Annotated in this window: 27 protein-coding genes and 1 pseudogene; 20 read left to right on the top strand and 8 right to left on the bottom strand. The window is 49.8% G+C overall.

Features of this window, described 5'->3' with window-relative positions; translation table 11 throughout:
* Positions 1-495 precede the first annotated feature (495 nt).
* Together ABRS97_RS09960 and ABRS97_RS09955 are read left to right on the top strand one after the other, a co-directional pair.
* Positions 496-2259, top strand: a complete 1764-nt coding sequence (locus ABRS97_RS09960; RefSeq protein ID WP_367813368.1) for an ABC transporter ATP-binding protein — start codon at positions 496-498, stop codon at positions 2257-2259.
* Positions 2260-2336: 77 nt separating this feature from the next.
* A complete protein-coding gene (locus ABRS97_RS09955) occupies positions 2337-2885 on the top strand; it encodes a DinB family protein (protein WP_367813366.1) in 549 nt (182 codons plus the stop codon).
* Here ABRS97_RS09955 and ABRS97_RS09950 read toward each other — a convergent pair.
* On the bottom strand, positions 2882-3268 hold the full coding sequence (locus ABRS97_RS09950; RefSeq protein WP_367813364.1) for a hypothetical protein: 387 nt from the start codon (positions 3266-3268) through the stop codon (positions 2882-2884). The two genes, ABRS97_RS09955 and ABRS97_RS09950, sit on opposite strands and share 4 nt — an antisense overlap.
* Before the next feature lie 311 nt (positions 3269-3579).
* Between ABRS97_RS09950 and ABRS97_RS09945 the strand changes: the two genes are divergently transcribed.
* From ABRS97_RS09945 to ABRS97_RS09925, 5 genes are all read left to right on the top strand, one after another.
* Complete coding sequence (locus ABRS97_RS09945) at positions 3580-4029, top strand: MarR family winged helix-turn-helix transcriptional regulator (RefSeq protein WP_367813362.1); 450 nt, start codon at positions 3580-3582, stop codon at positions 4027-4029.
* 121 nt (positions 4030-4150) lie between these two features.
* Positions 4151-4786: a nitroreductase family protein gene (locus tag ABRS97_RS09940; protein WP_483312438.1), complete on the top strand. Its 636-nt coding sequence runs from the start codon at positions 4151-4153 to the stop codon at positions 4784-4786.
* 32 nt (positions 4787-4818) lie between these two features.
* Positions 4819-5772, top strand: a complete 954-nt coding sequence (locus ABRS97_RS09935) for a ring-cleaving dioxygenase (RefSeq protein WP_367813361.1) — start codon at positions 4819-4821, stop codon at positions 5770-5772.
* A complete protein-coding gene (locus tag ABRS97_RS09930; RefSeq protein ID WP_367813359.1) occupies positions 5769-6377 on the top strand; it encodes an alpha/beta hydrolase in 609 nt (202 codons plus the stop codon). Before ABRS97_RS09935 ends, ABRS97_RS09930 begins: the two co-directional genes overlap by 4 nt.
* Before the next feature lie 31 nt (positions 6378-6408).
* On the top strand, positions 6409-7020 hold the full coding sequence (locus tag ABRS97_RS09925) for a flavin reductase family protein (RefSeq protein ID WP_367813357.1): 612 nt from the start codon (positions 6409-6411) through the stop codon (positions 7018-7020).
* Between the two features lie 446 nt (positions 7021-7466).
* Here ABRS97_RS09925 and ABRS97_RS09920 read toward each other — a convergent pair whose 3' ends face one another.
* Positions 7467-8228 (bottom strand): DUF3800 domain-containing protein, encoded by a 762-nt coding sequence (locus tag ABRS97_RS09920; protein WP_367813355.1) that lies wholly within the window; start codon positions 8226-8228, stop codon positions 7467-7469.
* A gap of 206 nt (positions 8229-8434) precedes the next feature.
* Between ABRS97_RS09920 and ABRS97_RS09915 the strand changes: the two genes are divergently transcribed.
* Positions 8435-8557, top strand: coding sequence for a hypothetical protein (locus tag ABRS97_RS09915; RefSeq protein WP_367813353.1), 123 nt, complete (start codon positions 8435-8437; stop codon positions 8555-8557).
* Positions 8558-8991: 434 nt separating this feature from the next.
* On the opposite strand, the gene ABRS97_RS09910 is transcribed toward ABRS97_RS09915, so the two are convergent.
* Both ABRS97_RS09910 and ABRS97_RS09905 read right to left on the bottom strand, forming a co-directional pair.
* Positions 8992-9228, bottom strand: a complete 237-nt coding sequence (locus tag ABRS97_RS09910) for a hypothetical protein (protein WP_367813351.1) — start codon at positions 9226-9228, stop codon at positions 8992-8994.
* A 114-nt stretch (positions 9229-9342) separates the two neighbouring features.
* The gene (locus ABRS97_RS09905) at positions 9343-9669 is read right to left on the bottom strand and encodes an NIPSNAP family protein (protein WP_199613863.1); all 327 of its coding nucleotides are present in this window, start codon (positions 9667-9669) and stop codon (positions 9343-9345) included.
* Positions 9670-10235: 566 nt separating this feature from the next.
* Between ABRS97_RS09905 and ABRS97_RS09900 the strand changes: the two genes are divergently transcribed.
* Entirely contained in the window at positions 10236-10805 is a 570-nt protein-coding gene (locus ABRS97_RS09900; protein ID WP_367813349.1) for a 5' nucleotidase, NT5C type, read from the top strand.
* Between the two features lie 130 nt (positions 10806-10935).
* Here the strand turns inward: ABRS97_RS09900 and ABRS97_RS09895 are convergent.
* Positions 10936-11130 (bottom strand): annotated as a pseudogene (locus tag ABRS97_RS09895) (serine hydrolase); the annotation flags it as partial.
* Complete coding sequence (nadB, locus tag ABRS97_RS09890) at positions 11124-12749, bottom strand: L-aspartate oxidase (RefSeq protein ID WP_367813347.1); 1626 nt, start codon at positions 12747-12749, stop codon at positions 11124-11126. The gene nadB and the pseudogene ABRS97_RS09895, both read right to left, overlap by 7 nt.
* Before the next feature lie 221 nt (positions 12750-12970).
* Between nadB and ABRS97_RS09885 the strand changes: the two genes are divergently transcribed.
* Together ABRS97_RS09885 and ABRS97_RS09880 are read left to right on the top strand one after the other, a co-directional pair.
* Positions 12971-15541 (top strand): helix-turn-helix domain-containing protein, encoded by a 2571-nt coding sequence (locus ABRS97_RS09885; RefSeq protein ID WP_367813346.1) that lies wholly within the window; start codon positions 12971-12973, stop codon positions 15539-15541.
* A gap of 200 nt (positions 15542-15741) precedes the next feature.
* The gene (locus ABRS97_RS09880; RefSeq protein WP_367813344.1) at positions 15742-15876 is read left to right on the top strand and encodes a hypothetical protein; all 135 of its coding nucleotides are present in this window, start codon (positions 15742-15744) and stop codon (positions 15874-15876) included.
* 146 nt (positions 15877-16022) lie between these two features.
* Here the strand turns inward: ABRS97_RS09880 and ABRS97_RS09875 are convergent, their stop codons facing one another.
* The gene (locus ABRS97_RS09875) at positions 16023-16991 is read right to left on the bottom strand and encodes a helix-turn-helix transcriptional regulator (RefSeq protein WP_367813342.1); all 969 of its coding nucleotides are present in this window, start codon (positions 16989-16991) and stop codon (positions 16023-16025) included.
* A gap of 399 nt (positions 16992-17390) precedes the next feature.
* Here ABRS97_RS09875 and ABRS97_RS09870 point away from each other — a divergent pair, with 399 nt between their 5' ends.
* The 9 genes from ABRS97_RS09870 (at position 17391) to ABRS97_RS09830 (ending at position 23502) form a co-directional block, all read left to right on the top strand.
* Positions 17391-17870, top strand: coding sequence for a GyrI-like domain-containing protein (locus ABRS97_RS09870; RefSeq protein WP_367813340.1), 480 nt, complete (start codon positions 17391-17393; stop codon positions 17868-17870).
* Between the two features lie 26 nt (positions 17871-17896).
* Complete coding sequence (locus ABRS97_RS09865) at positions 17897-18364, top strand: phage tail protein (RefSeq protein ID WP_367813338.1); 468 nt, start codon at positions 17897-17899, stop codon at positions 18362-18364.
* A 96-nt stretch (positions 18365-18460) separates the two neighbouring features.
* Positions 18461-18883, top strand: coding sequence for a DoxX family protein (locus tag ABRS97_RS09860; RefSeq protein ID WP_367859108.1), 423 nt, complete (start codon positions 18461-18463; stop codon positions 18881-18883).
* Positions 18884-19044: 161 nt separating this feature from the next.
* A complete protein-coding gene (locus ABRS97_RS09855; protein ID WP_367859107.1) occupies positions 19045-19524 on the top strand; it encodes a hypothetical protein in 480 nt (159 codons plus the stop codon).
* Positions 19525-19792: 268 nt separating this feature from the next.
* Positions 19793-20422, top strand: a complete 630-nt coding sequence (locus tag ABRS97_RS09850; RefSeq protein WP_367813334.1) for a TetR/AcrR family transcriptional regulator — start codon at positions 19793-19795, stop codon at positions 20420-20422.
* A gap of 69 nt (positions 20423-20491) precedes the next feature.
* A complete protein-coding gene (locus ABRS97_RS09845; protein WP_367813332.1) occupies positions 20492-21904 on the top strand; it encodes a DHA2 family efflux MFS transporter permease subunit in 1413 nt (470 codons plus the stop codon).
* A gap of 313 nt (positions 21905-22217) precedes the next feature.
* Complete coding sequence (locus tag ABRS97_RS09840; RefSeq protein WP_367859106.1) at positions 22218-22640, top strand: DoxX family protein; 423 nt, start codon at positions 22218-22220, stop codon at positions 22638-22640.
* A gap of 161 nt (positions 22641-22801) precedes the next feature.
* Positions 22802-23296: a hypothetical protein gene (locus tag ABRS97_RS09835; RefSeq protein WP_367859105.1), complete on the top strand. Its 495-nt coding sequence runs from the start codon at positions 22802-22804 to the stop codon at positions 23294-23296.
* Between the two features lie 8 nt (positions 23297-23304).
* Positions 23305-23502: a hypothetical protein gene (locus ABRS97_RS09830; protein WP_367813327.1), complete on the top strand. Its 198-nt coding sequence runs from the start codon at positions 23305-23307 to the stop codon at positions 23500-23502.
* A 164-nt stretch (positions 23503-23666) separates the two neighbouring features.
* Here the strand turns inward: ABRS97_RS09830 and ABRS97_RS09825 are convergent, their stop codons facing one another.
* On the bottom strand, positions 23667-23792 hold the full coding sequence (locus ABRS97_RS09825; RefSeq protein ID WP_367813325.1) for a hypothetical protein: 126 nt from the start codon (positions 23790-23792) through the stop codon (positions 23667-23669).
* Positions 23793-24005: the final 213 nt, after the last annotated feature.

Raw genomic sequence — 24005 nt, 5'->3', positions numbered from 1 at the left:
CCGAGGCTATCTCTCCCCAATGCGTAACTGGGGCGCACGGGGTCTCCACGGAGTGCGCATGAGTTTCGCGGAACTGAGATGCGCTATTTCGTGAATAGCCCCCTTTTTGAGGGCCAGAGGGGAACTACAGTGCGCTATTTAGGGGGAAATAGGCTCAAAAAGCAGGAATGCGCCCTAATAGCGCACTGACGATCCACCAAAGAGCTCAAAAAGTGGCAAACACGTGGAATAAGGCACTCACGTTCCGCGAAGCAGGCTACTCAAGGGAAATCTTGTGCGCGAACCTGCTGCAACGACTAAGGGTTAGTGCTTCTGAGCTAGTAAAACCCGCATTTTGAACGAATGGACCGCTCAAGCTCACTCCCCGGAGCTGAATCCCCCGAAGATCGGGTGTCCGCTTATACCATCGCTTGCGGAGAAAGTTTTGCCGCGTAACATTCAGCAATTGTTTTCGGAGGAAGTTTTACCTGCAGAAACGCGAAGGAGGACGCTATAATGCCAATGCAGTCCACGACGAGAAGACTGCTCACGTATGCTCTCGTCTATAAGTTCAGAATTATCGGCGCGCTGCTGATTCTTTGCTGTGCGGTGGGCGCCGAACTGGGCGGACCTTATATAACCAAAACGATTATTGATCACCATCTGTCCCCGGGTATCCGTGATTTGGGGCCAGTTCTTAAGCTGCTTGCCTTGGTCTTAGGCTTAGTGCTAACGGCAAGTATATGTAATTTCACGCAAGCATATATCCTGCAATCCACAGCGCTGAAAATTATCAAAAACATGCGAATGGATTTGATGGCGCACATTCAGCGCATCTCGCTGCGTTATTTTGACAATACGCCGATTGGTCAGGTCGTATCGAGAATCGCCAATGACACGGAGGCGATCCGTGACTTGTTCATGAGCTTCATGGCGACGTTCGTTGTGAGCATGGTGCAGCTGATCGGCATATTCGTGGCTTTGTTCGTGCTCGATTGGCATCTGGCGATGTATTGCTTGTTGCTGCCGCCGCTATTCGCGGTCATTATGACGATCCATTTGAAATATTCGAAAATATTTATCACGATCATGCGCGCGCGGCTGAGTGATATGAATGCAATGATTAATGAATCAATCGTGGTGATGCCGATCATTCAAGCTTTTCGCCGTGAGAAAGTCACGATTCAAGAATTTGAAGTGCTCAATGAAGACCGGTATGTGAATCAGATCAAGCAATTCCGCATTTTTTCGTTATCATCCCGTAATATTGTAGGCACGATCGGCAGCTTGGTGACTGCGATGGTCATCTGGTATTTTGGCAAGGAATCGCTGCAAACGGCGATTTCCTTTGGGGTGTTATATGCGTTTATCGATTACCTGGGGCGCATTTTTATGCCGATTATTGGGATATTCGATCAACTGACGAATGCGCAGAGAGCGTTCGTTTCCGCTGAGAAGGTGTTCTCGATTCTGGATATGGAAGGCGAGGAGGTCGCGAAGACCGATCATGTTAGCCGCCCAGAAGGCGTTGTGAAATTCGACAACGTATCGTTCGCTTATAAAGCAGGCGACAACGTGCTGAAGCAGATTTCGTTCGAGGCACGCAAAGGAGAGACGGTGGCGCTTGTCGGCCATACAGGGTCAGGCAAAAGCTCCATCATGAACCTGCTGCTCGGTTTCTATGAACCGGGTGAAGGCCAGATCACGATTGACGGCGTAGATATTACGACGCTCTCCAAACAAGCGCTTCGTAAGCACATGGGCATTGTATTGCAGGACCCGTTCCTGTTTGCCGGGGATATTAAGTTCAATGTAAGCCTTTATAATCAGGACATTACGCTGGATCGTGTGAAAACCGCGCTGCGCGATGTGGGCGCCGCGCCTTTCATTGAACAGCTGCCGAACGGTTACGACGAGCAGGTGGTGGAGCGGGGCAGCACGCTGTCCTCCGGTCAAAGGCAGCTCATTTCTTTTGCCAGAGCCTTAGCGTTCGATCCCTCCATTCTGATCTTGGATGAAGCGACAGCCAGCATCGACAGCGAGACAGAGGGACTGATTCAGAAAGCGCTCAAGGTTGTCAGCGAGGGCCGAACGACGCTCGTCATCGCCCATCGTCTGTCGACCATTCGGGATGCCGACCAGATTCTAGTGCTGCATCGGGGTGAGATTGCTGAACGCGGCAACCATGATACGCTCATGGCGCTGGGTGGCCGATATGCCAAGATGTATCAGCTGCAAAAAGGGGAATCGGAGACTTCGACCGCCACGGGAAAAGTTTAAAACATTACTGCCACACTGTTGTCAGCGGTTGCTAGGTATAATCAAGTTAAGATGATTCGAAAGGAGCTTAACAATTGATGCAAACAACCGAAACCCTGCAACAATTCGAGGAATTAACTAAACGCTATCTGGAGGAATTACAGCCTTTCAGCTTAGAGCAGCTAAGACGCCAGCCAAACGAGGAAGACTGGTCGCTGGGACAGACGTACCTCCATCTCGTTAAGACCGCACTTTACATGCAGCTTGGCAATGTTGAAAAATGCAGAATTCAAAGTATAGATGGGGCCGCGGCTGCAAGCGAGAAAACAGAAGCAGGTGAAGCTATCTTTGCGCTAGGCGGCTTTCCGCCCGAACGAATTCGGGTTCCGTCTTCCCCGCTGTATACGCCTGAGCAGCCCGAGAGCAAGGAGCAGATCATTGAAGGCATGCAAGCGGTGCTCCAAAAAATGAAGGAGATCGCCCCTGCGCTTGAGGCAATCTCTCCGGCACATGTCGTTATGCATCCCAGACTTGGCGGGCTTAATGCAAAAGAATGGTTTGCTCTCGTCGAGATGCATTACCGCCACCACCTGCTCCAACTGGAGCGGTTGAAATCCTTTTTGAACCATACAGAGATGGCGGGTTAACGCTCGCTTGCAGCACGCAAGGTATGCAGGATTTGGTTTGCAATATCAATGGACTCGGCTTGTTGATGAAATTCTTCCTGAAGTGATTTCCGGAATACATTATTGATGGCTGAACTCAGGGATGACGCGTCCAAATCCTCAAGATGCTTGGTTATATAGATGGCAATAGTTCGAGTTTCACCGTCATACTCGTCGGAAGGACTATTCAGTGCCAATAGCTGAAGGGGATCCCATGTATCAATGTGCTGCTTCACGGCATCCAGGATCGGCGTAGGATCGTAGCCAAGAGACCCCAAATATTTATTTTCTCTATGGATTTCTTGCTTAATACTCCAAATCATGTAGTTGAATTTGGTCTCGTCGGACACGGCTCGAAACTTCATGAACCCACTCTCCTTATCATATAAATAGGGTACAGCTATTAAATACAAGGGGTCTTATGTGCGCCGATGCATGTAAGGTTTCTTGTATTTTGCTTATTTAGACAGGCTTCGTTCCATCCGATTTTCTCATGAGCGACCTAACATTTCAACTCAAGTCTATAAGAAATGATAGCTTTCGAAGCGGGAAGCGTAAAGGAGCCGCGTGACAAAAGTTTTGGCACAATAGACTTGACATTTATCTGCAATTGTATTATCTTAAATTTAAGATAAAAACAGGGTTGCACACACCCGCTCGAAAAGAGGTGAATCCGATGAGTGAATCGAAGGCAAAAGAAGATTCCTTAGGTCTATATATCGCACTTTCCAGAGCCAGCCAATGGGTCAACTCGCATGCGGACCGGGATATTCGGCAGCACGGTTTGAATCGCACGGAGTTCGGAGTGCTCGAACTGCTGTATCATAAAGGCTCGCAACCGATTCAACAAATCGGCGGCAAGGTGCTGATGAGCAGCGGCAATATCACGTATGTCGTTGATAAGCTGGAGAAGAAGCAATTCGTGACGCGCAGAACCTCAACCGAAGACCGCCGTCTCATCTATGCGGAGATTACGGAGCAAGGGAAGGCATTCATCGAAGATATCTTTCCGAAGCATGCCGATGTTATTCATCAAGCGGTCGCAGGGCTAACGGATGACGAGAAAAAGGTCGCCAGCCAGCTGCTCAAAAAGCTAGGCAAATTCGCGCAGGAAGGCTTTAAGTAGTTTGCCCTGAAAGCAGGGGAGAACTGCTTAAACTTTTGGCCAATATCTCTAAATAAAGATTCTTAAAGTAAAATAAATTTTCGGCCTTACTATTAAGCAGATACCCAGGAGGGACATTCCGATGAATACAATCAATGAAATAACGTCGCTAGTCAAAGCGCGCAGGTCCGCTAATAAATTTATTCCGGGTGTGGACATACTGGATGAAGAATTGAATGAGATTTTTAATCTTGTCAAATTCGCTCCGTCCGCCTTCAATTTGCAGCATACGCACTATGTGGTTGTCAAAGATCCCGATCTTAAAAACAAGGTTTATGAAGCGGCTAATAAACAATATAAAGTGCAGTCAGCTTCCGCCGCGATTGTTGTTCTAGGCAATAAGGATGCCTACAAGGATGTGGCCCGTATGAATGAAGGGCTGCTTGCACTAGGCGTTATCAATAAGCAGGAATATGACATGACTGTTGAGTCGGTTCTAAGCTTTTATGAAAGCCGGGGCGAAAGGTTCAAGCACGAAGAAGCGATTCGGAACGCGAGCTTATCCGCGATGCTCTTCATGCTCATAGCCAAGGAAAAAGGTTGGGATACCTGCCCGATGATTGGCTTTGACCCCGAGGCGTTGAGATCAGCCTTGAACCTGCCGGACACGCATATTCCGGCGCTTCTTATTACGATCGGCAAAGAGGATACTGCGAGCCAAAGGCCGCGCGGTTACCGCAAGCCGTTAGGCGAGTTTGTTAGCTACAATGCATTTTAAGAAATTAATCGTATAAAAGGAGATGGATGACAATGACTCAACAACCTACAGCGGGAATTCACCATATCACAGCTTTCGTGCAAAATGCGCAGGACAATGTCGACTTCTATGCAGGCGTGCTGGGACTTCGGATGATTAAAAAGACGATCAATTTCGACGCGCCGGAAGTGTATCACCTCTATTTCGGCAATGAAATGGGGAGCCCGGGCACGATCATTACCTTTTTCCCTTGGGCCCATTCACGGAAAGGCCGAATCGGTGGCGGTCAAGTTGGGATCACCTCTTACGTGGTTCCAGTCGGGAGTCTTCCGTTCTGGGAAGCGCGGTTGCAGAAGTTTAATATCCCTGTTCAGAAAACGGTGAGATTCGCAGAAACGTATCTTCAATTCGAGGATCGCGACGGTCTTCAGCTGGAGATCGTTGAACGCGAAGAAGGCCCGCTCAGCCAGTGGTCTTTCGGCGGCGTGCCCGTAGATAAAGCGATCAAAGGCTTCGCGGGTGCAGTGCTATACAGCACAGCGCCTGACAAAACTGCACAGCTGCTCGAGACTGTCATGGGTCTTCAAAAAGTAGGGCAAGAGGGTGCGTATGCCCGCTTTAAATCGACAGGCGACTTGGGCAATATCATCGACGTAAATGTGACCCCAATGCCGTATGGCGCTGGCGGCGCAGGTACGGTGCATCATATCGCTTGGCGCGCCAAAGATGATGCCGAGCACAGACTTTGGAGAAGTCACGTGGAGAAAAGCGGATTCCAGCCGACGCCAATTGTGGATCGTCAGTATTTCAACGCGATCTATTTCCGCGAAGAAGGCGGCATCTTGTTCGAAATTGCAACGGATCCTCCAGGCTTCGCGCGGGATGAGAAACCGGAAGCGCTTGGCGAGAAACTGATGCTGCCGGAATGGTTTGAAGAGCATCGCGCCCAAATCGAGGTTAATTTGCCGCCTATTCAAGTACGCGTATTGGAGGAGGATCAAGGATGAAACATATCTTTCGTCAAGGTACGGACCCGTATGCACCTGTCGTTGTGCTGTTCCACGGAACGGGTGGCACAGAGAACGATCTGCTGCCGTTAGCACAGGCCATTGCGCCTGCTTCATCGGTGCTCAGTGTCAGAGGCAATGTGCTTGAAAATGGGATGCCGCGGTTTTTCCGGCGGCTGGCTGAGGGTATTTTCGATGAGGAGGACCTCCTCTTTCGGACGAAGGAATTGAACGATTTCCTCGATGAGGCTGCCGGGGAGTATGGCTTCGATCGCCATCAGCTTGTAGCAATCGGCTACTCGAATGGCGCTAACATCGCGGGCAGTCTGCTGTTCCATTATCCTGGCGCTCTGCGGGGAGCAATTCTCCATCATCCGATGGTGCCGCGACGCGGTGTTGAGCTGCCGGATTTGTCCGGCGTGCCAGTTTTCATCGGAGCAGGCGAGAATGATCCGATCTGTTCGCCGCAGGAGACAGAGGAGCTGAAGGAGCTGCTGAGCAGTGCAGGCGCACCCGTCGAGGTCCATTGGGAGCGGGCAGGGCATCAGTTAACGCACAGCGAGGTTGGCGCGGCAGCCGAATGGTTTAAGCGGAATTTTTCATGAAAATTACGTGGATGATAGGGAGGTGATGCTGATGATATCGATTGATCCCTTAAGTCAAAGCGAACGGGAGAACTACAAGCTGATGATAGGCAGCATCATTCCTAGACCGATTGCCTTCGTGACGACCCTCTCGCTGGAGGGGGTGCTGAATGCGGCGCCCTTTAGTTATTTCACAATTGTGACGGCGAATCCACCGATGGTCGCGATTTCTGTGCAGAGGAAGATGGGCGTGCGCAAGGATACTTCGCGCAATGCAATTAACGCCGGCGCTTTCGTGGTTCATATATCGGATGAATCGTATATCCAGGCCATCAATCAAACGGCGGCGAATTTGCCGCCTGATGAAAGCGAAGCATCGCTGGCCGGTCTTACAGCGGTTGCGAGTGAAAAGATCGCTGTCCCCGGCATCGCCGAGGCCAGCATTCGGATGGAGTGCGTTCTCGATCAAGCGATACCGCTTGGCGGAACGGATGCCGCTCCCGCAGCGGATTTGCTTATCGGACGCGTCGTCCAGTTTCACATTGCTGAGGCTCTGTATGATCGAGGACATATCGATCCGGTCGGACTGAAGCCGGTGAGCCGGCTGGCGGGCAGCTCGTACGCGAAATTAGGGGAGCTGTTCTCGATTGAACGTCCAGAATGACAGGTGACACACATGACATAAAAAGGCCCACTCCGCTATGATGAGCGGTAGTGGGTTTTTTCTTCAGGATTAAAGTCTGGAGGGGCTGATACGAATAGTTCAAGATTAACTGCACTGAACCGTATCACAAATAGTGGTAAAGCGGAGAGTTGAAGTAACGGTGGAAAGTAGAGAAATAGGTTGTGTAGAATGTCTTGTCAATTTTTCTTGACAAAATTCTTGCATGACACCATAATAAAGGTACGGATTTGCTCGCACGTTGTGTACGACTAAATCTGTACTTAAGACATTCCGTGTGTAGCTCAAACGTTGGGTTTGACCTATGAACGGAATGTTTTAAATTTTTATTGGCATACTCTTATTGGTTTCTGGATACTATGGTAATAGGTCGCACGTTGTGTACGACCGAAGAGAGGAGTTCGCACGTTGTGTGCGAACTCCTCTTCTTATTTGTACTCACATTTGATTATTTTATGGTTCAGATGTCTTGAATAAAAATCAAGAATTTGTGATTGGTGTCTCTTTCTTGCCGGAAAACCATAGACATCGCGGAAGTGGACTGAAGTGATGAAATTTATCATATCAGCCAGTTGAATCAAATTACAGTTCTTGTCATGTGAAAGTTTCACTTGAAGGTCTGGATATACCCTACTGTTTATGGGGTTTCTTAAAGCGTCACAGAAATTATTTATTTCGCTAGGCTTCCCGTCGTCGCATATTACAAAAGCGTAGGAATCAGAATTACTCAATTCGGTTGAGATGCATTTAACAAGCTCTGTATAAGTATGAATATGCATCCGGTTATGATTAGTATCTCCTGTATTGGATTGGTAGAGTTGTTTATTGGTAATTGACGCTACAACTTTTATATCAGCAGCATTCGCTAAAGACAGCAAATCATCAACGACTTTGAACCGTTCCACATCTGATAAATTATAATAGAAGTCCTCGCCATCAATAAATGCTTTCCCATGGATCTCGAACTTCTTGAAAAAATCGATGGTTGAGAACTGGTCGACTGGAATACCATGAATTTTAGCTTTTATATCTTTTTCTAAATTGTCTTTTATCTTCTGGACCTCATTATGCAAAACTATTTGATAGTGTATGGGGACTAGTATTCCTGCATAACAGAGGACTGGTTGGTTTCTTATGTCACCAAAACCATTGTTTCCAGACTCATCTGTATAAAATCCATATAAAGTCACAAGAACGCCTACTTTCAGAAGCATTTGGATCAATTATACCAGATGATGCTGATATTGATATGAAAATATAATTGTGCTTTACCATTACAGTTACGGAGAACCCTACCATAAGTGACGGCGAAAAAGTTTTGTTATTATGGGTGATTACCGCTTTTAACAATATGTTAGATATGCCGTAAAGATTTGAGATTAGGGGGCGGTGGATTGTGCTTATTGATAAAGAAGAAGATATTCCAGAGGTGTACAGAAAAGTTCCGAAAGAAGAGTTGCTTCAGGAATGTCAACTTTTTGGTTCAAGAAGATATATTGAGAGAGCTGAGGAATTTTGAACTCTTAGACCGAATTGATGATGTAAATGAGATGCTGACAGATAAAGCTTTAATGAAATGCTTTTTTAGTAATTCTGGCTTTCATATGAATCAAACTACAGGCGGATCGGAAATTACCCTTTCAAGCATATTTGTTCAGATAGCTGAGGAACTGAATAGACGCAGCTAGACACACATGTTCCATCAGCTTCATTTCTACAACGCACGCTCCACTAAGCCAGCCCAGAAAAGAACGTTCATTATAGTCGTTCTCCTTAAGTTATCTATGTACTTCCATTGCCTCCCGTGCTACTTGCTACAATAGGCGTCACCAAGCCGATAGGCTATGTGCAGGCAGAGTATTTGGCTGTCAAGTTGTTTGTTCGCTGTTTCCATAAAACAACTGCTCACCCTATGCGCTAAGGCGAGCAGTTACGATGCAGTGTTACATCATTTTAAATCGCTATTTCGATTTTCTCCCGCTTCCCTGCTTGTGGCCGGTGAGATTCCCCCACCGCTGCTGCGACAGGAGGAGCGGAGAAATAGGAATCCACATTTTCATCGAAGCTCAGCTCAACCGTCTCGATTTTCTTGCGTGTGTTCATCGTAATCCGCTTGATAAACATGTGCAGCAACGTTTTTCGCTGTTCGTATGACGCAGTGATGAGTACTTGGTGGAATCCACTTATCAACTCGCGTACCCCGCTGCGGTTCGTTATATTCGGTCACGTTGGACGTATCGTTGGCGTATACGGCGGCAGAATGGTCGTCAAGCAGTGCGCGCCATCGTTGATTGGGACTTCATTTCATGACATGGCCGTGAAGAAGGCCGCGTTCTTCATGAACAGGCTTTCCAGCTTCGCCACGAGCGGACCGTCAAGCTCGGACACCTGTTTGATCGCCAACCATTCCGGATCGCTGCGGAAGCGGTCGTAGTTCAAGTTGCGCGCGTCCATGTCTTCATGCTCGACGAGATAGTATAGCCGATTCTCGCTTTCGTCCCAGTCTTCCCAGAACTGCGTTACGTTCATGCCGTGCTTCGCGAACAAAGCAAGGACATGGTCCCGGAACCGGTCCTGGATCGCTTTCATCTTGCCCGGGTGAATATGATAAACCCGCAATTCATATAACAAAGTTCTCGCCTCCTCGGTCAAATTCGCAAGTGTAACGGTCGCGGGATCAATTTGATTATCCCTGCAAGCGATGTCGATTATTACCTACTAATAGATGGACTACCGACCTCGAAACCGCTCTCCTTGTTCGTTTCGTTAAGCCCATGATTCTACAGCTTCGGCTCGTTCTAAACCAGTCCGATATTTACAATACGAACGGTCCATCCTTCATTATACTGGAATGTGGAACCGCTAAAACGATTTAAGAAAAAAGCGCAAAGGAGGAGTCTGGCCGCCGGGAGTGCCGGCGGTAACGTGCACAACTTCCCGACCAAATAGGGGAGCTCATACTTGACGACCAGATTTATATAAGCATTTACCACAAGCAGCCCCATGAAAGAACCAAGGGCTACCTTTCGCTATTCTTGATCGCCGCTACCCAGCATTGCGGATGAAACTTGGCCAGGAAAGGCATTGAGTTGACTTTCGCAGCTCTCCCCGGCTCGTTCACCAGCTTCCTTTCTTGCCTGCGGCACTTGCCAGTCTACCCGCCCGGACGTATAATCGATTCACGATTTGGTGAGGAGATGATTCCGCTGCATATTGGCATCGATCTGGATAATACAATACTGGACGCCACCTCGGCGCATCTGCATTACTACAACAAGGCGTCGGGCTTGGCGTTTACGCCGGAGGACGTGAACGACTTTTATTTGTACCGGTTGTACGGGTGGGACGAGGCAGAACGAAATGCGATCTACGAGGCGCACGGGCACGACATTCACTGGAATTCCCTGCCTTTGCCGATGGCCGTGGAGGTGCTGCGGGAGCTGTTCGCGCGGCACCGGTTGTCTATCATTACGGCCCGGCCGCCGTTGTTCCGCGAGGTTACCGTCCGATGGCTCCGCCATCACGGCGTCGATTACCACGCGATCGCGCTTACCGCAGACAAGCTCCGTCACTGCGTCGATTCGGAGGTCGATGTGCTCATCGACGACGGCCCGCATTACGCCGAGCAATTCACCGCGGCCGGCATGCCCGTTATCCTATACGACCAGCCCTACAACCGCACCGTGACCGGCGCACATGTGCGCCGCGCGGCGAATTGGCTCGAGGTGAAGCAGCATATCGACGAAATAGTGCTTGGCAGGCGCTAAATATACTGCTCATGGCGCTTGGCGTTTCCGAAGTGGGTTATGGACATGAGGTACGCTATTTTAGAACATATGGCATTACTTCGTCAGTTGCGGACCAGCGCCGTTATTGCCCCTACTCTCCACCTTTTTGCCCCGCCCCGCCATCCCAGCCGAATTGGCCGATCGGGGCGTAGTCGCCGCGGTAGGTGCGCCCCGCCATCTCCATGCCCCAGCCGCCGTGCTGTCCTTGGCCGAATGACACATGGACGTTATTGACAGCCATCGCAGCCATCGCGTGCCGGGCCGCTTGCTGCTCAGGCGTGAGGCGGTTGGTAGTCATTAGCTCCCAGCCTCTTGAATGCTCTCCTCCAACTGTCCTTCGGGCGTTAACCGAAAGACGATATGACGTATCCAGCGGTCGTCGTCACGCTTCGGGTAATCGACCCGATAATGTCCGCCGCGGCTCTCTTCGCGTCGCAGAGCGGCTTTCGTAGTAAGCAACGCGCACGTAAGCAAATTGGCAAATTCATATTCTTCCTGCTTCGTTAATGCCCCGTCAAAGAATGCGACTTGCCGCTTCAGCTCGTTCAATCCGCGTTGGAGCCCCTTCGCATCGCGCCTTATACCGGCTTCGCGCAGCATGATTTTCTGCAGCTTAAGCCGCTTTTCCACAATCGACTGCCGCGGCGGTTCTTGCCGGTGCGTCGCCACGCAGAGCTGCTGCACCCCCTGGCCAAGCGGCGGCAGCGCTGCGATTCGCTCGATAATGCGGCGCCCGAACACAATCGCCTCCGACAGCGAATTGCTGCCCAGCCGATTCCCCCCGTGCACGCCAGTCGACGACACTTCGCCGCAGGCAAACAACCGTTTCACCGTTGTCTCCCCATACAGGTCCGTCTTGACGCCGCCCATCATGTAGTGTGCCGCCGGTGCAACCGGGATCCAGTCCGTGGACAGATCGAGCCCAAATTGCAGACAGAAGTCGTAGATGGTTGGAAAGCGGCGCTTGACGAATTCTTCCGATTCATGCGTAATATCAATGTAGACAAACGTCGACTTCGTTGCTTCCATCTCATCGAGAATAGCTCTCGCTACAACATCGCGCGGAGCCAGTTCAAGCTGCTCGTGATATCGGGCCATGAAGCGCTCACCCTTCATGTTGCGCAGGAGCGCACCCTCGCCGCGCACCGCCTCGGAAATCAAAAACCGCGGCGCACCCGGATAGCACAAGGCGGTCGGATGGAACTGGACTAATTCGACATCACGAATTTCCGCACCGGCTCTAAGGGCGATCGCGATGCCGTCGCCCGTAGCAATGTCCGGATTCGTCGTATAGCGGAACAGTTGTCCTGCCCCTCCGGAGCAGAGAATCGTGGCGTCCGCCTCCACCACAACTCTTGTCCCATCCGGCTTCTGCACAAGCGCACCGCGGCATTCGCCATTCTCGGTCAACAGATCGATCACATAATGGTCATCCCACAGCTCGATGTTCGGGTCTAGCTTCGTCCGTTCCGACAGCGAGCGTACGATCTCCGCCCCCGTCGCGTCCCCATGGGCATGCAGGATACGTCGATGGCTATGGGCCCCTTCTTTCGTCAAGGCCAATTCGCCGTTCTCCTCGTCAAATACGGTCCCCATTCGAATCAGGTCGCGGACGCCGTCCGGCCCTTCGTGCACAAGCACGCTAACCGCTGCTTCGTCACACAAACCCGCTCCGGCAACCAAGGTGTCTTGCCTATGAAACTCCGGCGAGTCTTCATCGGAGATGACCGCCGCGATGCCGCCTTGGGAGTATCGGGTATTGCTATCGAGCAGCGATTTTTTCGTAATCATTACCACCGACTTCGTCTCGCTCGCTTTAATCGCAGTAAACAATCCGGCAATCCCCGCCCCAATGACGATCACATCCGTCCGGACGCGAGGGAGCTTCTGCACATCGAAATCAACCAAATAGCGTGGGAACATTCTTTTGATACTCCGCCGATTTGCCCTTCATCAATGCGATGCGTACGAATGGCATGCCGCATTCCTCCTTCTCGTTTTCCCTTAGTCTTTTCCTCACGCTTACTCGGCGTGTTCGGTATGATTGAATCTATTGAATCTTAGCACGATGACGTCTATGCTAAGAATGCAGGCGAGTTCGTACGAAGAGTTCGTGTAAGTTCGTGTTATCGGGAGGAGAATAAATGGCTGGTAATCAAACGGAACGGATATGGCCGGAAGAGATGATTCGCAAACTGCGGCAGAGACCGGGCCCGGCCGGAAGGGCGAAGCTGCGGCAGATCGATCTGTCCAAGCGGATCGGGGTGGAGACAAGGACGATTCAGCAGTGGGAAAATGGCGAACGGCTGCCGAGCGCTCATAATCTGCAATTGCTGATTCAACTTTTTGTCGTTGAACAAAAGTTTCTTCGCGGTTCCGAGCGCGCGGAGGCTCAGTTGCTTTGGGAGACGGTCCGTCGATTCCATGACGACAGGTCAGGAAACAACCGGATGTATCCCCTTTTTGACGAACCATGGTTCGAGGCGATTCTCGCTGCTGCTTCTGCGGGTAGAGAGGCTGATGTTGACTCCGGAATCCGATCGGCAGGTTCGCCGGCACACAGGACCGATGAATCGCCGCGAAGTGCTACCGCACCATATGGAGCAACGAATCTACCAAGCAGAATGTCCTCATTTATCGGCCGCCTCGAACAGGTCGGGGAGATTCGGCAACATCTTGCCGATTCCCCCCTCGTCACGCTCGCGGGTGCCGGGGGAAGTGGCAAGACGCGCCTGGCGTATAAGGTCGCATCGGACGCCTGCCTTTCTTATCCTGACGGCGTGTGGCTGTTCGAGCTCGCTTCGGCGATGGATACGCTCTCGGCGCTGAGAGTCATCACGTCGGTATTGGGCGTCAAGGAACAGAAGGAAAGGCTGCTTATCGAGTCCTTGCTCGACCATATCCGGAACAAATGCATGCTTCTCGTGTTCGACAACTGCGAGCACTTGATCGATTATTACTCTGCTCTCATCGAGCGGTTGTTGTCGGAATCCCCTAAGGTCGCCATTTTGGCCACCAGCCAGGAGCCGTTGAACATCGGCATGGAGCGCGTATGGAGGATTCCGCCGCTTACGTTCCCCACGGAAAATGAGCTGCGGGATCATGCAGTGGATGACGCCATTCTATCCTGCGAGTCCGTTCAGCTGTTCATCGAGCGCGCGACCGCCCTATCTCCCACCTTCCGCGTTACGGAAGCGGACGTCAAGATGCTCGGGCGAATCTGCGAACGTCTGGAGGGCATCCCGCTGTCTATCGAGCTGGCTGCCGCCCGGACGGACGTGCTTAGCATCGAACAAATCGACGAACGGCTGTCCGATTTGTTTGCCGTCCTTACAGCTGGGAAGCGAACGGCTGCCCCCCGTCATCAATCGCTTCGAGCCACCCTGGAATGGAGCTTCGCCCTGCTGACAGAGCAAGAGCGGTTGCTGCTGCGGAAGCTGAGTGCTTTTACCGGAGGATTCGAGCTAGACGCGGTCGAACAGATATGCGCGGATGAAGAATCGGACCCCTCACTCGGACGGTTCGATCGTCAGGAAGCCTTAAGCTTGATTGCGAGCCTATTCAATAAATCGTTTCTATCTGTTGATTTGGTTAGTAGCGGACCTAGGCGCAGATATGCGATGCTCGAGACGATTAAACAATTTGGAAGCGAACAATGGGAGAGGCACTGCACGGACGAGGAACGCGAACGGCTGAACAGCCGCTTCGTCGAGCACTACTGTCGGTTCGTCGAGAGAGCGGAACGGGGATTCCGTAGTCGAGACCGGGATGCCGCATTCGTGGCGATTCGGCGGGAATACGCCAACATTCGCTCCGCGCTGAAACTAGCCTGCGATCATCCGCGGGAGGCGGGAGCTGCAATACGAATGACGTCCTGCCTCTATTATTACTGGCTGCATGAAGGGACTTTGCAGGAAGGATCCGCGCAGCTGCGTGCGGCTCTGGCGACGCACTGTCAAACTTCCGTTCAAGAACACGCGGTCAAGGCGAAGCATGGTCTGAGCGTGTTGCTGTGGGTCATGGGAGAAGTCGATGCAGCCAAAGACTTGGCCAGACAAAGCGCGGATGAAGCTCGGAAGCTCGCACATCCGGCGCTCCTGGCATCTCAGCTTCGCATGCTGACTCAGATGGCATCGCATTCGGGCTTAGCGGACGAGGCGATCCGGCTCGCGGAAGAGAGCGTGCTTCATGCCAGGAATTCAGGTGACGATTGGAGCCTTGCGTCATCCTTAGGTTCTCTGAGTAACATCCTGGTGGCGCAGCAGCAGTGGGAACGGGCGGAACCCTTGCTCGTCGAAAGTGCCACGCTATTCGAGAAAGCAAAAGACGACTTGGAGTTGTCGGGACCTTTTCGGGCCTTGGGATATATTGCGTTAAACCGGCAGAAACCCAGAGAAGCGTTGGCACTTTTCAAGAGAGGCATCGCCATCTGCCAAACGTATCCAGGAACGTGGTTCCTCGCGCGAGGAGTCGAGGGGCTTGCAAGCGCGTTGTGCGGGCTGGGAGAATACCGGGCGGCCGCTACGCTGATCGGAGTCTCCGAGAAATTACGAGCCAATCTTGGCTCCGCGGCCCAGCCCCAGTTTCAATGGATTTACGAGCAGGCGAAACGAACCTGCAGGCTAGAATGCGGCGATGCGCCGTTTAACGAGGCCATTGCGATTGGAAGAGGAATGACGAGAGAGCAGGCCGTTTCTTTTGCGTTAGAGGTGTAAGGGCATTCCTTGTTGCGCCGTTTGTCGAGCAACGCTTGGTATTTTCTTCTTCGGCGGCAGCGAGTCGCTGTCCGATTTTAATTCAGCCACTCCAACAAGCATTCTGCCACACAGGGCCACCATCTGTTTCGCCTCCCCCTGTAAAAAGGCTGACATGACCAAGCCCTCTAAAGTAGAGAATTTTAAAGTGGTTTATTGGCGTGGGTGTGATTGCGCAGAAGCTTAAAACGTGGGGGAAAGCGGTAGCCGATAAAGTCACGGCGATCATTAGCGAAGTTGAAGCTTGGCGGCCACAGGGCCGCCATTTGTTTTCGCCGATAGACCCGTTAAGCTGAACCGTATCATAAGTAGGGCGAAAATAATCGTCCTTAACCTCGTGGAGGGCGGAAATGTCATCTTTGAAAATCGAAACTATGCGATCGCTGTATCTTCAATGAGCTTTACAGTCGGTAGACACCGCGCGCCGGGAGGCGCGCTAGGGTCAATTACTTCTTCCCAACACATCCACTCTCTCCTGAAATCCCTCTAAAACTTCCTTCGGTATTTCCCTGACCTTGATATCTCCACCTAGGAAAAGAAGCCAATTTGTGATTTCGGTCAATTCATCCGGATGATGAACATTGATGAAGGTCTTTAAAATAGCTGTAGTTTGATAAGGATTCGTATATGAAATTGTAATTTTTAAAGGATGGTACTTTTTGAACTGGGCAATCGCCTTGGGACCAAGTTCGAGGACTAGGTTGATTGCTTCTTCCTGCTTGCTTAGTTGTTCTACAATCTTCTTCTTGCTTATTCTTTTTTTCTCGGGGTATGGTTTGACAGCGGTGAGATTGTCGACAGGAATAATCCGCCTCTTCTCCTCCTTTAGGTCGAAGCCTTCAATTTGCCAAGAGCTTTTCTCACGATATAGGCGCATGAGATAGATGGGATAAGACTTGATTTCTCTTCCTTCTTCGACGGAAACCACTAAGTAGCAGTCTTCAAGAAGGATCTGGATGAGTTGTTCTAACATAGGATGGGGCAGATCTGATAGATCAAGCAGGTCAGGATTGTGGGGGTTGGTACCTTCGAAGAGCAAGATTTGATTTAACAGAACAAGATCATCTTGCTGGTTTTGAGAGATGAGGCCGAGCAATTTTTCCGCTAAAGAGTGGCGGCTCTTGAGATAAGGGAGTTGCAGATTGCGTGTGGCCATGAAGGCGATAAAAAGAGCTTTAATCTCATTATCGGTAAAGCGGACAGTGGGCAGGAAGGAGTTGTTCATCACAAAGTAGCCCCCGTCCCTCCCGACTTCGGCGACTAGCGGCATTCCCATCGCTTCAATTTCCCTGATGTCTCGAATCGCAGTCGAACGGGAGATGTTAAACTCATGCATGATTTCCGAAATGGTAAAATGGGCGCGGTTGTTGATGTACCGCATAATGATGTTAATCCGTTCTACTTTTTTCATCGGGCCCTCTAAACAGTATCATATTTTGACATGATTTATCGTTATTATAAACCTATCAAGTAAAAAAACAAATGATTTAATCCAATCAAAAAAAGGAGGATGATGGCAGCACATACCCTTGAGGAGAAAGACTGCTTTATCGTTGTAGGTATTGGAATTGAACTGAAGAGCGAGTACACGGACTAAGACTCTAGTGGAAGTGAAATTAACGCCAGCCCATTCGCGAATCCGATAGACTCTTTCTACCAAAGACACTAATATTAGGTGGGTAGGTGCTGTGGGAGAGAACAATTGGTTGAACTCTAAACAGTATCATATTTTGACATGATTCAAGGTTATGATAAACCTATCAAGTGAATAAACAAATTAATTGATTCATTCAAAAAAGGAGCTGGAATCATGGCAACGTATACCTTTGAGGAAAAAGAAAGCTTTATCGTTCTTGGTATTGGAACGGAACTGAAGAGCGATTACACGGATTATGCAGGCATGAATAAGGAGAAGGAAAACTTTTGGCGGTCAGTGGAGCAGGATGGAAGGCTTGGCACGTTAAAGGCGATTGCTGCAAACGACTATATTTTTGCCGTAAACGAAGCGGTAAATCACAAGATGATGTATTATGCTGGCGTGATGACAGATTCATCGGTACCGGAAGAACACAGAGTGATCCAATTCCCTAAGGGACAATACCTCGTCGTTAAAGGCGAGGGGAAGTCGGCTGATGAGTTGAGTAGTATGCTTACTGGCATTGCCTTTGGTCAAGTCTTGCCAGCAGCCGATAATTACGCCTATGTTGGAGGGCCCAATGCAACGGTTGAGATGGGGCAACGAGACAGCCTTGTATATGGGGAAATGTGGATTCCGGTTGTGAAGAAGTAAACGAGATCAGTAGGAGGAATGAGGGAATGTCAATTATCGTTGATTTTAAAAATGTGTCTGCGGTTGGTCTGGAATCTTCGCCGGTAGCAGAAGCGCTAGCTGGTTTGCGTGCGAATGAAGCCCGTTACTTCATGAACAAATACAAGCACGAATTTAAGATCGTACCAGCGGCCGAAAGCCAGGAGACGCTTGATTATGTGAATCGAGTTTTGAAAGAAGAACGTGGTATTGAGTTTGCGGCCCAACCGCTGGAAACATCGTGTTTTCAAGTAGAAAATATCAAATGGGCCTTCGTCTTTTATGAGGACGGTCTAGCGGTCAACGTTCTGTATACGGTGGATGATCCTAAGAAGCGGGCCGTAGGGTTTAAGCTATCTGAGGGGATGGAAGTACCCAAGGAGCTGGAAGAGAAGAAATTCAAATTCGCAAGACAGAAGTCCAAACTTGCGGGGACCATTCGAGGTACGTTCTTCGTCATTAAAGGGGAATATTGAAGCAGTCAAGCTATCGAGACAATTAATTACCTTGCGGCAAGGAAACTGTTGACAAAACAGTAAATGGTGTCTAATTAGACTTTGAGGAGGAAACAAATGAGCAAGATAGTCGATGCGGTAACAAACTCAAAAGAAGAAGCCTATCCCCGGGGAAAAGTTGTCGCCTATTGGATTACAACTGCGCTGCTTGCATTCGTTGAGGGGAGCGGTGGAATTGGGGAACTAACCCATCAATGGGGAACGCTCGATACAGTGGAGATCGTAGAGTATCCGGTGTACTTTCTGACCATTCTCGGGATTTGGAAAGTACTTGGGACGATAGCCATCCTCGTGCCGCGCTTTCCGCGGCTTAAGGAATGGGCGTATGCAGGCATATTCTTTGGAATGACGGGTGCAGCTGCATCACATGCATTCGTGGGGGACTACGGGGCTTATGGGTACCATATTTGGAGCACTCTTGGTCTTGCAATCCTAGCTCTCGTCTCGTGGGCGCTACGTCCGAAGAACCGCAAACTTTAAGACTTGATATATATTAGATTTTCTTTCTCAAATGTTAAATTTCCTACATAGATGTATTGAAAAGTCTGGCGATTTTAAAGGCAATAAAGAGTATCATTTTTTGATACATTCAGCATATAGAATCAATCTTGTACAAAATAAAACCACAAGGAGAGAACAAAATGTCTAACTACTCAATCAAAACCATCTCGGAAAACTACAAAATGACTGCATTCGGTGTTACTTTTGAAGACTTCAACGACTGGGCAGGTAATGCAGCAAAAACGGCAGCGAAAAAAGCTGAAATCACCGAAAACGGCAAGCTTGCTGAGCTACTCGCGCTCGCTGACGGGCAAGAATATCAAATCAACTACATCATAGACAGCAAGGCTTGGCGCGGCTTCGGCGTGATGGGCGAGTTCGACGTGGAAGGCACGGTCGTCCTCGATTTCCTCGCTGGCGACTACCTTGTTGTGCCAGGCACAGGCGCTGACAAAGACCGCCTTGCTGACGAAATCACAGGCAAAGTTTTCGGCGGCATGATGCAAGAAATCACAGACTACAAATACATTGGTCCTGGTAACTCAACATTCGTCAAAGCAGCCGAAAACGGTGAATTCTACGGCGAAATGTGGCTTCGCGCAAAAAAAGTCGAAGGCTAATGCAAGCTTTTGGTGGCAAAGAAGGCTTCTCGTTTGATCGATTTGGGGATCGTTGGAATTATTCAAGAATAAATGAAAGGGCGCCAGAACAGGCGCCCTTTCATTTTGCGTAATAAGTGATACGGAGAACGTTATCATAAGTAGGGCGAAATCCAATCATTCTCAGTCACAATCGTCGAAAGTTAGTTGTTTTCCAACCCCTTGACAAGGTAAAAATATCCATGTATATTTAACTCAACGAATGCTTGGTGAAAAAAAGGAGGGCGAAATGGCTCCAGACATTGGCACAAGAAAAAAGACAAATCGCGATCTTCTGGCGGAGGAGAGGAGGCAGCAGATCCTCGATATCGCCAAGCGATTGTTCGCGGAGAAAGGGTTTCATGCGACTTCCATGCGCGAATTGAATAAAGAAATCGGAATGGCCGACGCGCTGACCTATCATTATTTTCCCGGTGGCAAACAGGAGATTTTACAGGCCGTATTGCTGAATGCGCAGGAAAAGCGAATGGCCAACATTCGTACCTCATTCGCTGATACGTTCCGTGACGATTTGCAGCTGCGGGAAGTGCTGCTGAACGCTATTCGCGGCTTTGATGAGCGATTTATGAACGACAAGGAATACTTTCAGATTTTGCTCCGTGAACGTAATCTGTTAGAGGAGCAGCAGATGGATGGGTTAAATCGCATGGCGAAGCAGCCCTCCGAGGCGTTGGTCGGCTTCTTGAGGAGTCGGGCGGAGCTCGGGGAAATTCGTCAGATGGATTTTGAGATGGCAGCGTCCCAACTTAGCTCGCATGCGGCGATCGGAGCATTTCAGAATATATTGTTTGGCAAAGAAAGAGCTGCGGAGCACCTGGAACGAATGGTTGACTACTATGTGGAGATATGGTCTATCTAGGGACCATTTTCTTTTAGGAATTTAACTCAATGAACGTTGGGTGAATTAATTATATGAGGAGGAATAATTATGGATAAAATGCAAAAGGGTGCATTATCTACGATCATTATCATGATTTTCAGTACGATCGTGGCATTAATGAATCAATCGGCGGTCAATACGGCATTGCATGCCATTATGTTGGATTTGGGCATTTCGGCGAACACGGCACAATGGCTGACGACGGCTTTCGCGTTGGTGACAGGGATCGTTGTGCCGGCAACGGCTTTTCTTGTTCGACGGTTCACGACTAGGCAAGTGTTCGTGACCTCGATGGGCTTCCTGATCGCGGGCACGTGCATCTGTGCAATCTCTCCGAGCTTCGGCTTACTGCTTACGGGTCGGGTCGTGCAGGCGGTAGGAGCGGGGATCATGCTTCCGCTGCTGCAGACACTTGTGTTTACGCATGTACCTGCCGCTAATCGCGGATTTTTCATGGGGATCGTAGGTTTGGCGGTTTCCTTCGCTCCGGCGATCGGACCGGTGTTATCGGGTTGGTTGGTGCAAACTCACTCCTGGCGCTTGTTGTTCCAACTCATGGCCCCGCTATCCCTTCTGATTTTTGCCGTCGGTTTGTTCTTGGTTCGCAATGTGACGAAGCAAGTCGCGATCAAGTTGGATGTGTTGTCCGTCCTGCTCTCTTCGTTAGGCTTTGGCGGCGTACTCTACGGATTCAGCATATCGGGCAACGTCGGTTGGAGCAGCTCGGAGACTTGGATAGCGCTCTTCATCGGCGCAGTCTCGCTTGGACTGTTCGGTTGGCGGCAATTGATGAAGGAAAATCCGCTTCTGGAATTGCGCGTATTCAAAAACAAGAACTATACGACAGGCACTTTGATCAGCATGATCTTGATGGTCGTCATGCTGAGCTCGCAATTGCTGCTTCCGATCTTCATGCAGATCATGCTGGGGTATTCGCCGCTGAAGGCAGGGCTTATGCTGTTGCCCGGTGCCCTCGTGAACGGAGTGATGTCGCCGATCGCCGGAAAGCTGTTCGACAGGTTGGGAGGGAAGGTCGTTATCTCGATCGGACTTGTCTTGACGATCATCACGTCGGTCCTATTCGCGCAATTGACGACGTCTACTTCTTACTCCTATTTGATCGTGGTGTACGTCATCCGCATGATCGGAATCAGCTTGTGCATGATGCCATCCGTCACCAGCAGCATGAGCACGCTTGCGCCGGCGCTTATTCCTCACGGGGTACCGGTCAACACCACGGTCCGGACGGTTGCCGGCGCGATTGGAACGGCATTGCTCGTGACGATTATGACGCACGGCGGCGGGACGGGAGGAGCGAGCGGCATGATTCACGGCATGAATGTAGCTTCGCTTGTAACAGCCGGAATGGCTTTCGTAGGGCTAATGCTTGCCATGTTTATGAAGGGGAAGGCTCCGTCGAAAGCACAGGCAGGGACGCCGGCCGGAACGGCGGCTCGCTGAGTTGAGTCATATGCCGATCGAATACCTGGTAAGGCTTTTATTTGGAGGTGGTGATATTCGAACGATAAGAAGCATGCGAAATACGAAATGATTAGCGGCAAGGAAAACGGCTCGGCACTTGGCAATAATAAAATTGAACCTAGGAGATGATTGTTGTGAGTACGAATTTGATTCCCTTTCTTGAAATGAACGGCAACGCGTACGAGGCTAATAGGTCCAACTTCTTTCCACAGAAACTGTTTCATGTGAAGATGAAAAACAACTGTTGACAAGACAGTAAATGGTGTCTAATTAGACTTTGAGGAGGAAACAAGTGAGCAAGATAGTCGATGCGGTAACAAACTTAAAAGAAGAAACCTATCCCCGGGGAAAAGTTGTCGCCTATTGGATTACAACTGCGCTGCTTGCATTCGTTGAGGGGAGCGGTGGAATTGGGGAACTAACCCATCAATGGGGAACGCTCGATACAGTGGAGATCGTAGAGTATCCGGTGTACTTTCTGACCATTCTCGGGATTTGGAAAGTACTTGGGACGATAGCCATCCTCGTGCCGCGCTTTCCGCGGCTTAAGGAATGGGCGTATGCAGGCATATTCTTTGGAATGACGGGTGCAGCTGCATCACATGCATTCGTGGGGGACTACGGGGCTTATGGGTACCATATTTGGAGCACTCTTGGTCTTGCAATCCTAGCTCTCGTCTCGTGGGCGCTACGTCCGAAGAACCGCAAACTTTAAGACTTGATATATATTAGATTTTCTTTCTCAAATGTTAAATTTCCTACATAGATGTATTGAAAAGTCTGGCGATTTTAAAGGCAATAAAGAGTATCATTTTTTGATACATTCAGCATATAGAATCAATCTTGTACAAAATAAAACCACAAGGAGAGAACAAAATGTCTAACTACTCAATCAAAACCATCTCGGAAAACTACAAAATGACTGCATTCGGTGTTACTTTTGAAGACTTCAACGACTGGGCAGGTAATGCAGCAAAAACGGCAGCGAAAAAAGCTGAAATCACCGAAAACGGCAAGCTTGCTGAGCTACTCGCGCTCGCTGACGGGCAAGAATATCAAATCAACTACATCATAGACAGCAAGGCTTGGCGCGGCTTCGGCGTGATGGGCGAGTTCGACGTGGAAGGCACGGTCGTCCTCGATTTCCTCGCTGGCGACTACCTTGTTGTGCCAGGCACAGGCGCTGACAAAGACCGCCTTGCTGACGAAATCACAGGCAAATTTTTCGGCGGCATGTCACAAGAAATCACAGACTACAAATACGTTGGGCCTGGTAACTCAACATTCGTCAAAGCAGCTGAAAACGGTGAATTCTACGGCGAAATGTGGCTTCGCGCAAAAAAAGTAGATAAGGAGCACCCGCAAGGCTGATTACACACTTGAACACAAATCGCGAATGGTCAGTCAACGAGGTTTATCAAGGCAAACCGTGGAATTATTTCGAGGTAGAAGCTCGTAAATCAGTGGCTGACGCAACGCGCATCATCGGGTTTCCAGAGAGCGAGTACATCGTGGTCGCAGGAAATGGCGACGGCACTTTCTACGGCGAATTTTGGGTGCCTGTGGTTAAAAAATAAGGATCCGCGAAAAAACTTGCCGTTACTTGTGATAGGGTTCTCCCGCACATCGCTCACTGGTACAGCAGATTTCATAAAGTAATCGTCTTCTGTAAACCAGAAGACGATATTCTTAATACTCTTTCTGGAACTGATCCGCTGTCAGTTCTTGTTTCAACTGCTTCTCAATGTTCGACTGCTGCTGTCGTAATGGTTCGATCTGTTTCAAGCGTAGTCACTATTCTTGCCAGAGAATTGAACCTTTCGCCAAGTGCTTGCTTTAACCAATCTGGACAACTGTCATGTGACATAGAAATCCCCTCCCAAGGTAAAAGTTCGTTCAGCACACCGTAGAAGGGGATTGTTTTCAATATCCAGTTTCGGATCAACCGCATTTTCACCAAACAAGCTCGATATTTTGCGATACTCTCAATTGCTCGATAAGAGCATGCCTTGTCGACCGTAAACTCTGAATTTCTTCGATGATTTCGCGCCGCCGATCCGTTGGCGTGGTCGCTCTGCCG

The sequence above is a fragment of the Paenibacillus tabacirhizosphaerae genome (assembly GCF_040812395.1).
Classification (GTDB): Bacteria; Bacillota; Bacilli; order Paenibacillales; family NBRC-103111; genus Paenibacillus_E.
This window is presented reverse-complemented; position numbering and strand designations above follow the sequence as displayed.

Coding starts and splice junctions, on each gene's coding strand:
- ABRS97_RS09960 (WP_367813368.1), top strand. CDS start 496: ATGCCAATGCAGTCCACGACGAGAAGACTGCTCACGTATGCTCTCGTC.
- ABRS97_RS09955 (WP_367813366.1), top strand. CDS start 2,337: ATGCAAACAACCGAAACCCTGCAACAATTCGAGGAATTAACTAAACGC.
- ABRS97_RS09950 (WP_367813364.1), bottom strand. CDS start 3,268: ATGAAGTTTCGAGCCGTGTCCGACGAGACCAAATTCAACTACATGATT.
- ABRS97_RS09945 (WP_367813362.1), top strand. CDS start 3,580: ATGAGTGAATCGAAGGCAAAAGAAGATTCCTTAGGTCTATATATCGCA.
- ABRS97_RS09940 (WP_483312438.1), top strand. CDS start 4,151: ATGAATACAATCAATGAAATAACGTCGCTAGTCAAAGCGCGCAGGTCC.
- ABRS97_RS09935 (WP_367813361.1), top strand. CDS start 4,819: ATGACTCAACAACCTACAGCGGGAATTCACCATATCACAGCTTTCGTG.
- ABRS97_RS09930 (WP_367813359.1), top strand. CDS start 5,769: ATGAAACATATCTTTCGTCAAGGTACGGACCCGTATGCACCTGTCGTT.
- ABRS97_RS09925 (WP_367813357.1), top strand. CDS start 6,409: ATGATATCGATTGATCCCTTAAGTCAAAGCGAACGGGAGAACTACAAG.
- ABRS97_RS09900 (WP_367813349.1), top strand. CDS start 10,236: ATGATTCCGCTGCATATTGGCATCGATCTGGATAATACAATACTGGAC.
- nadB (WP_367813347.1), bottom strand. CDS start 12,749: ATGTTCCCACGCTATTTGGTTGATTTCGATGTGCAGAAGCTCCCTCGC.
- ABRS97_RS09885 (WP_367813346.1), top strand. CDS start 12,971: ATGGCTGGTAATCAAACGGAACGGATATGGCCGGAAGAGATGATTCGC.
- ABRS97_RS09875 (WP_367813342.1), bottom strand. CDS start 16,991: ATGAAAAAAGTAGAACGGATTAACATCATTATGCGGTACATCAACAAC.
- ABRS97_RS09870 (WP_367813340.1), top strand. CDS start 17,391: ATGGCAACGTATACCTTTGAGGAAAAAGAAAGCTTTATCGTTCTTGGT.
- ABRS97_RS09865 (WP_367813338.1), top strand. CDS start 17,897: ATGTCAATTATCGTTGATTTTAAAAATGTGTCTGCGGTTGGTCTGGAA.
- ABRS97_RS09860 (WP_367859108.1), top strand. CDS start 18,461: ATGAGCAAGATAGTCGATGCGGTAACAAACTCAAAAGAAGAAGCCTAT.
- ABRS97_RS09855 (WP_367859107.1), top strand. CDS start 19,045: ATGTCTAACTACTCAATCAAAACCATCTCGGAAAACTACAAAATGACT.
- ABRS97_RS09850 (WP_367813334.1), top strand. CDS start 19,793: ATGGCTCCAGACATTGGCACAAGAAAAAAGACAAATCGCGATCTTCTG.
- ABRS97_RS09845 (WP_367813332.1), top strand. CDS start 20,492: ATGGATAAAATGCAAAAGGGTGCATTATCTACGATCATTATCATGATT.
- ABRS97_RS09835 (WP_367859105.1), top strand. CDS start 22,802: ATGTCTAACTACTCAATCAAAACCATCTCGGAAAACTACAAAATGACT.
- ABRS97_RS09825 (WP_367813325.1), bottom strand. CDS start 23,792: ATGTCACATGACAGTTGTCCAGATTGGTTAAAGCAAGCACTTGGCGAA.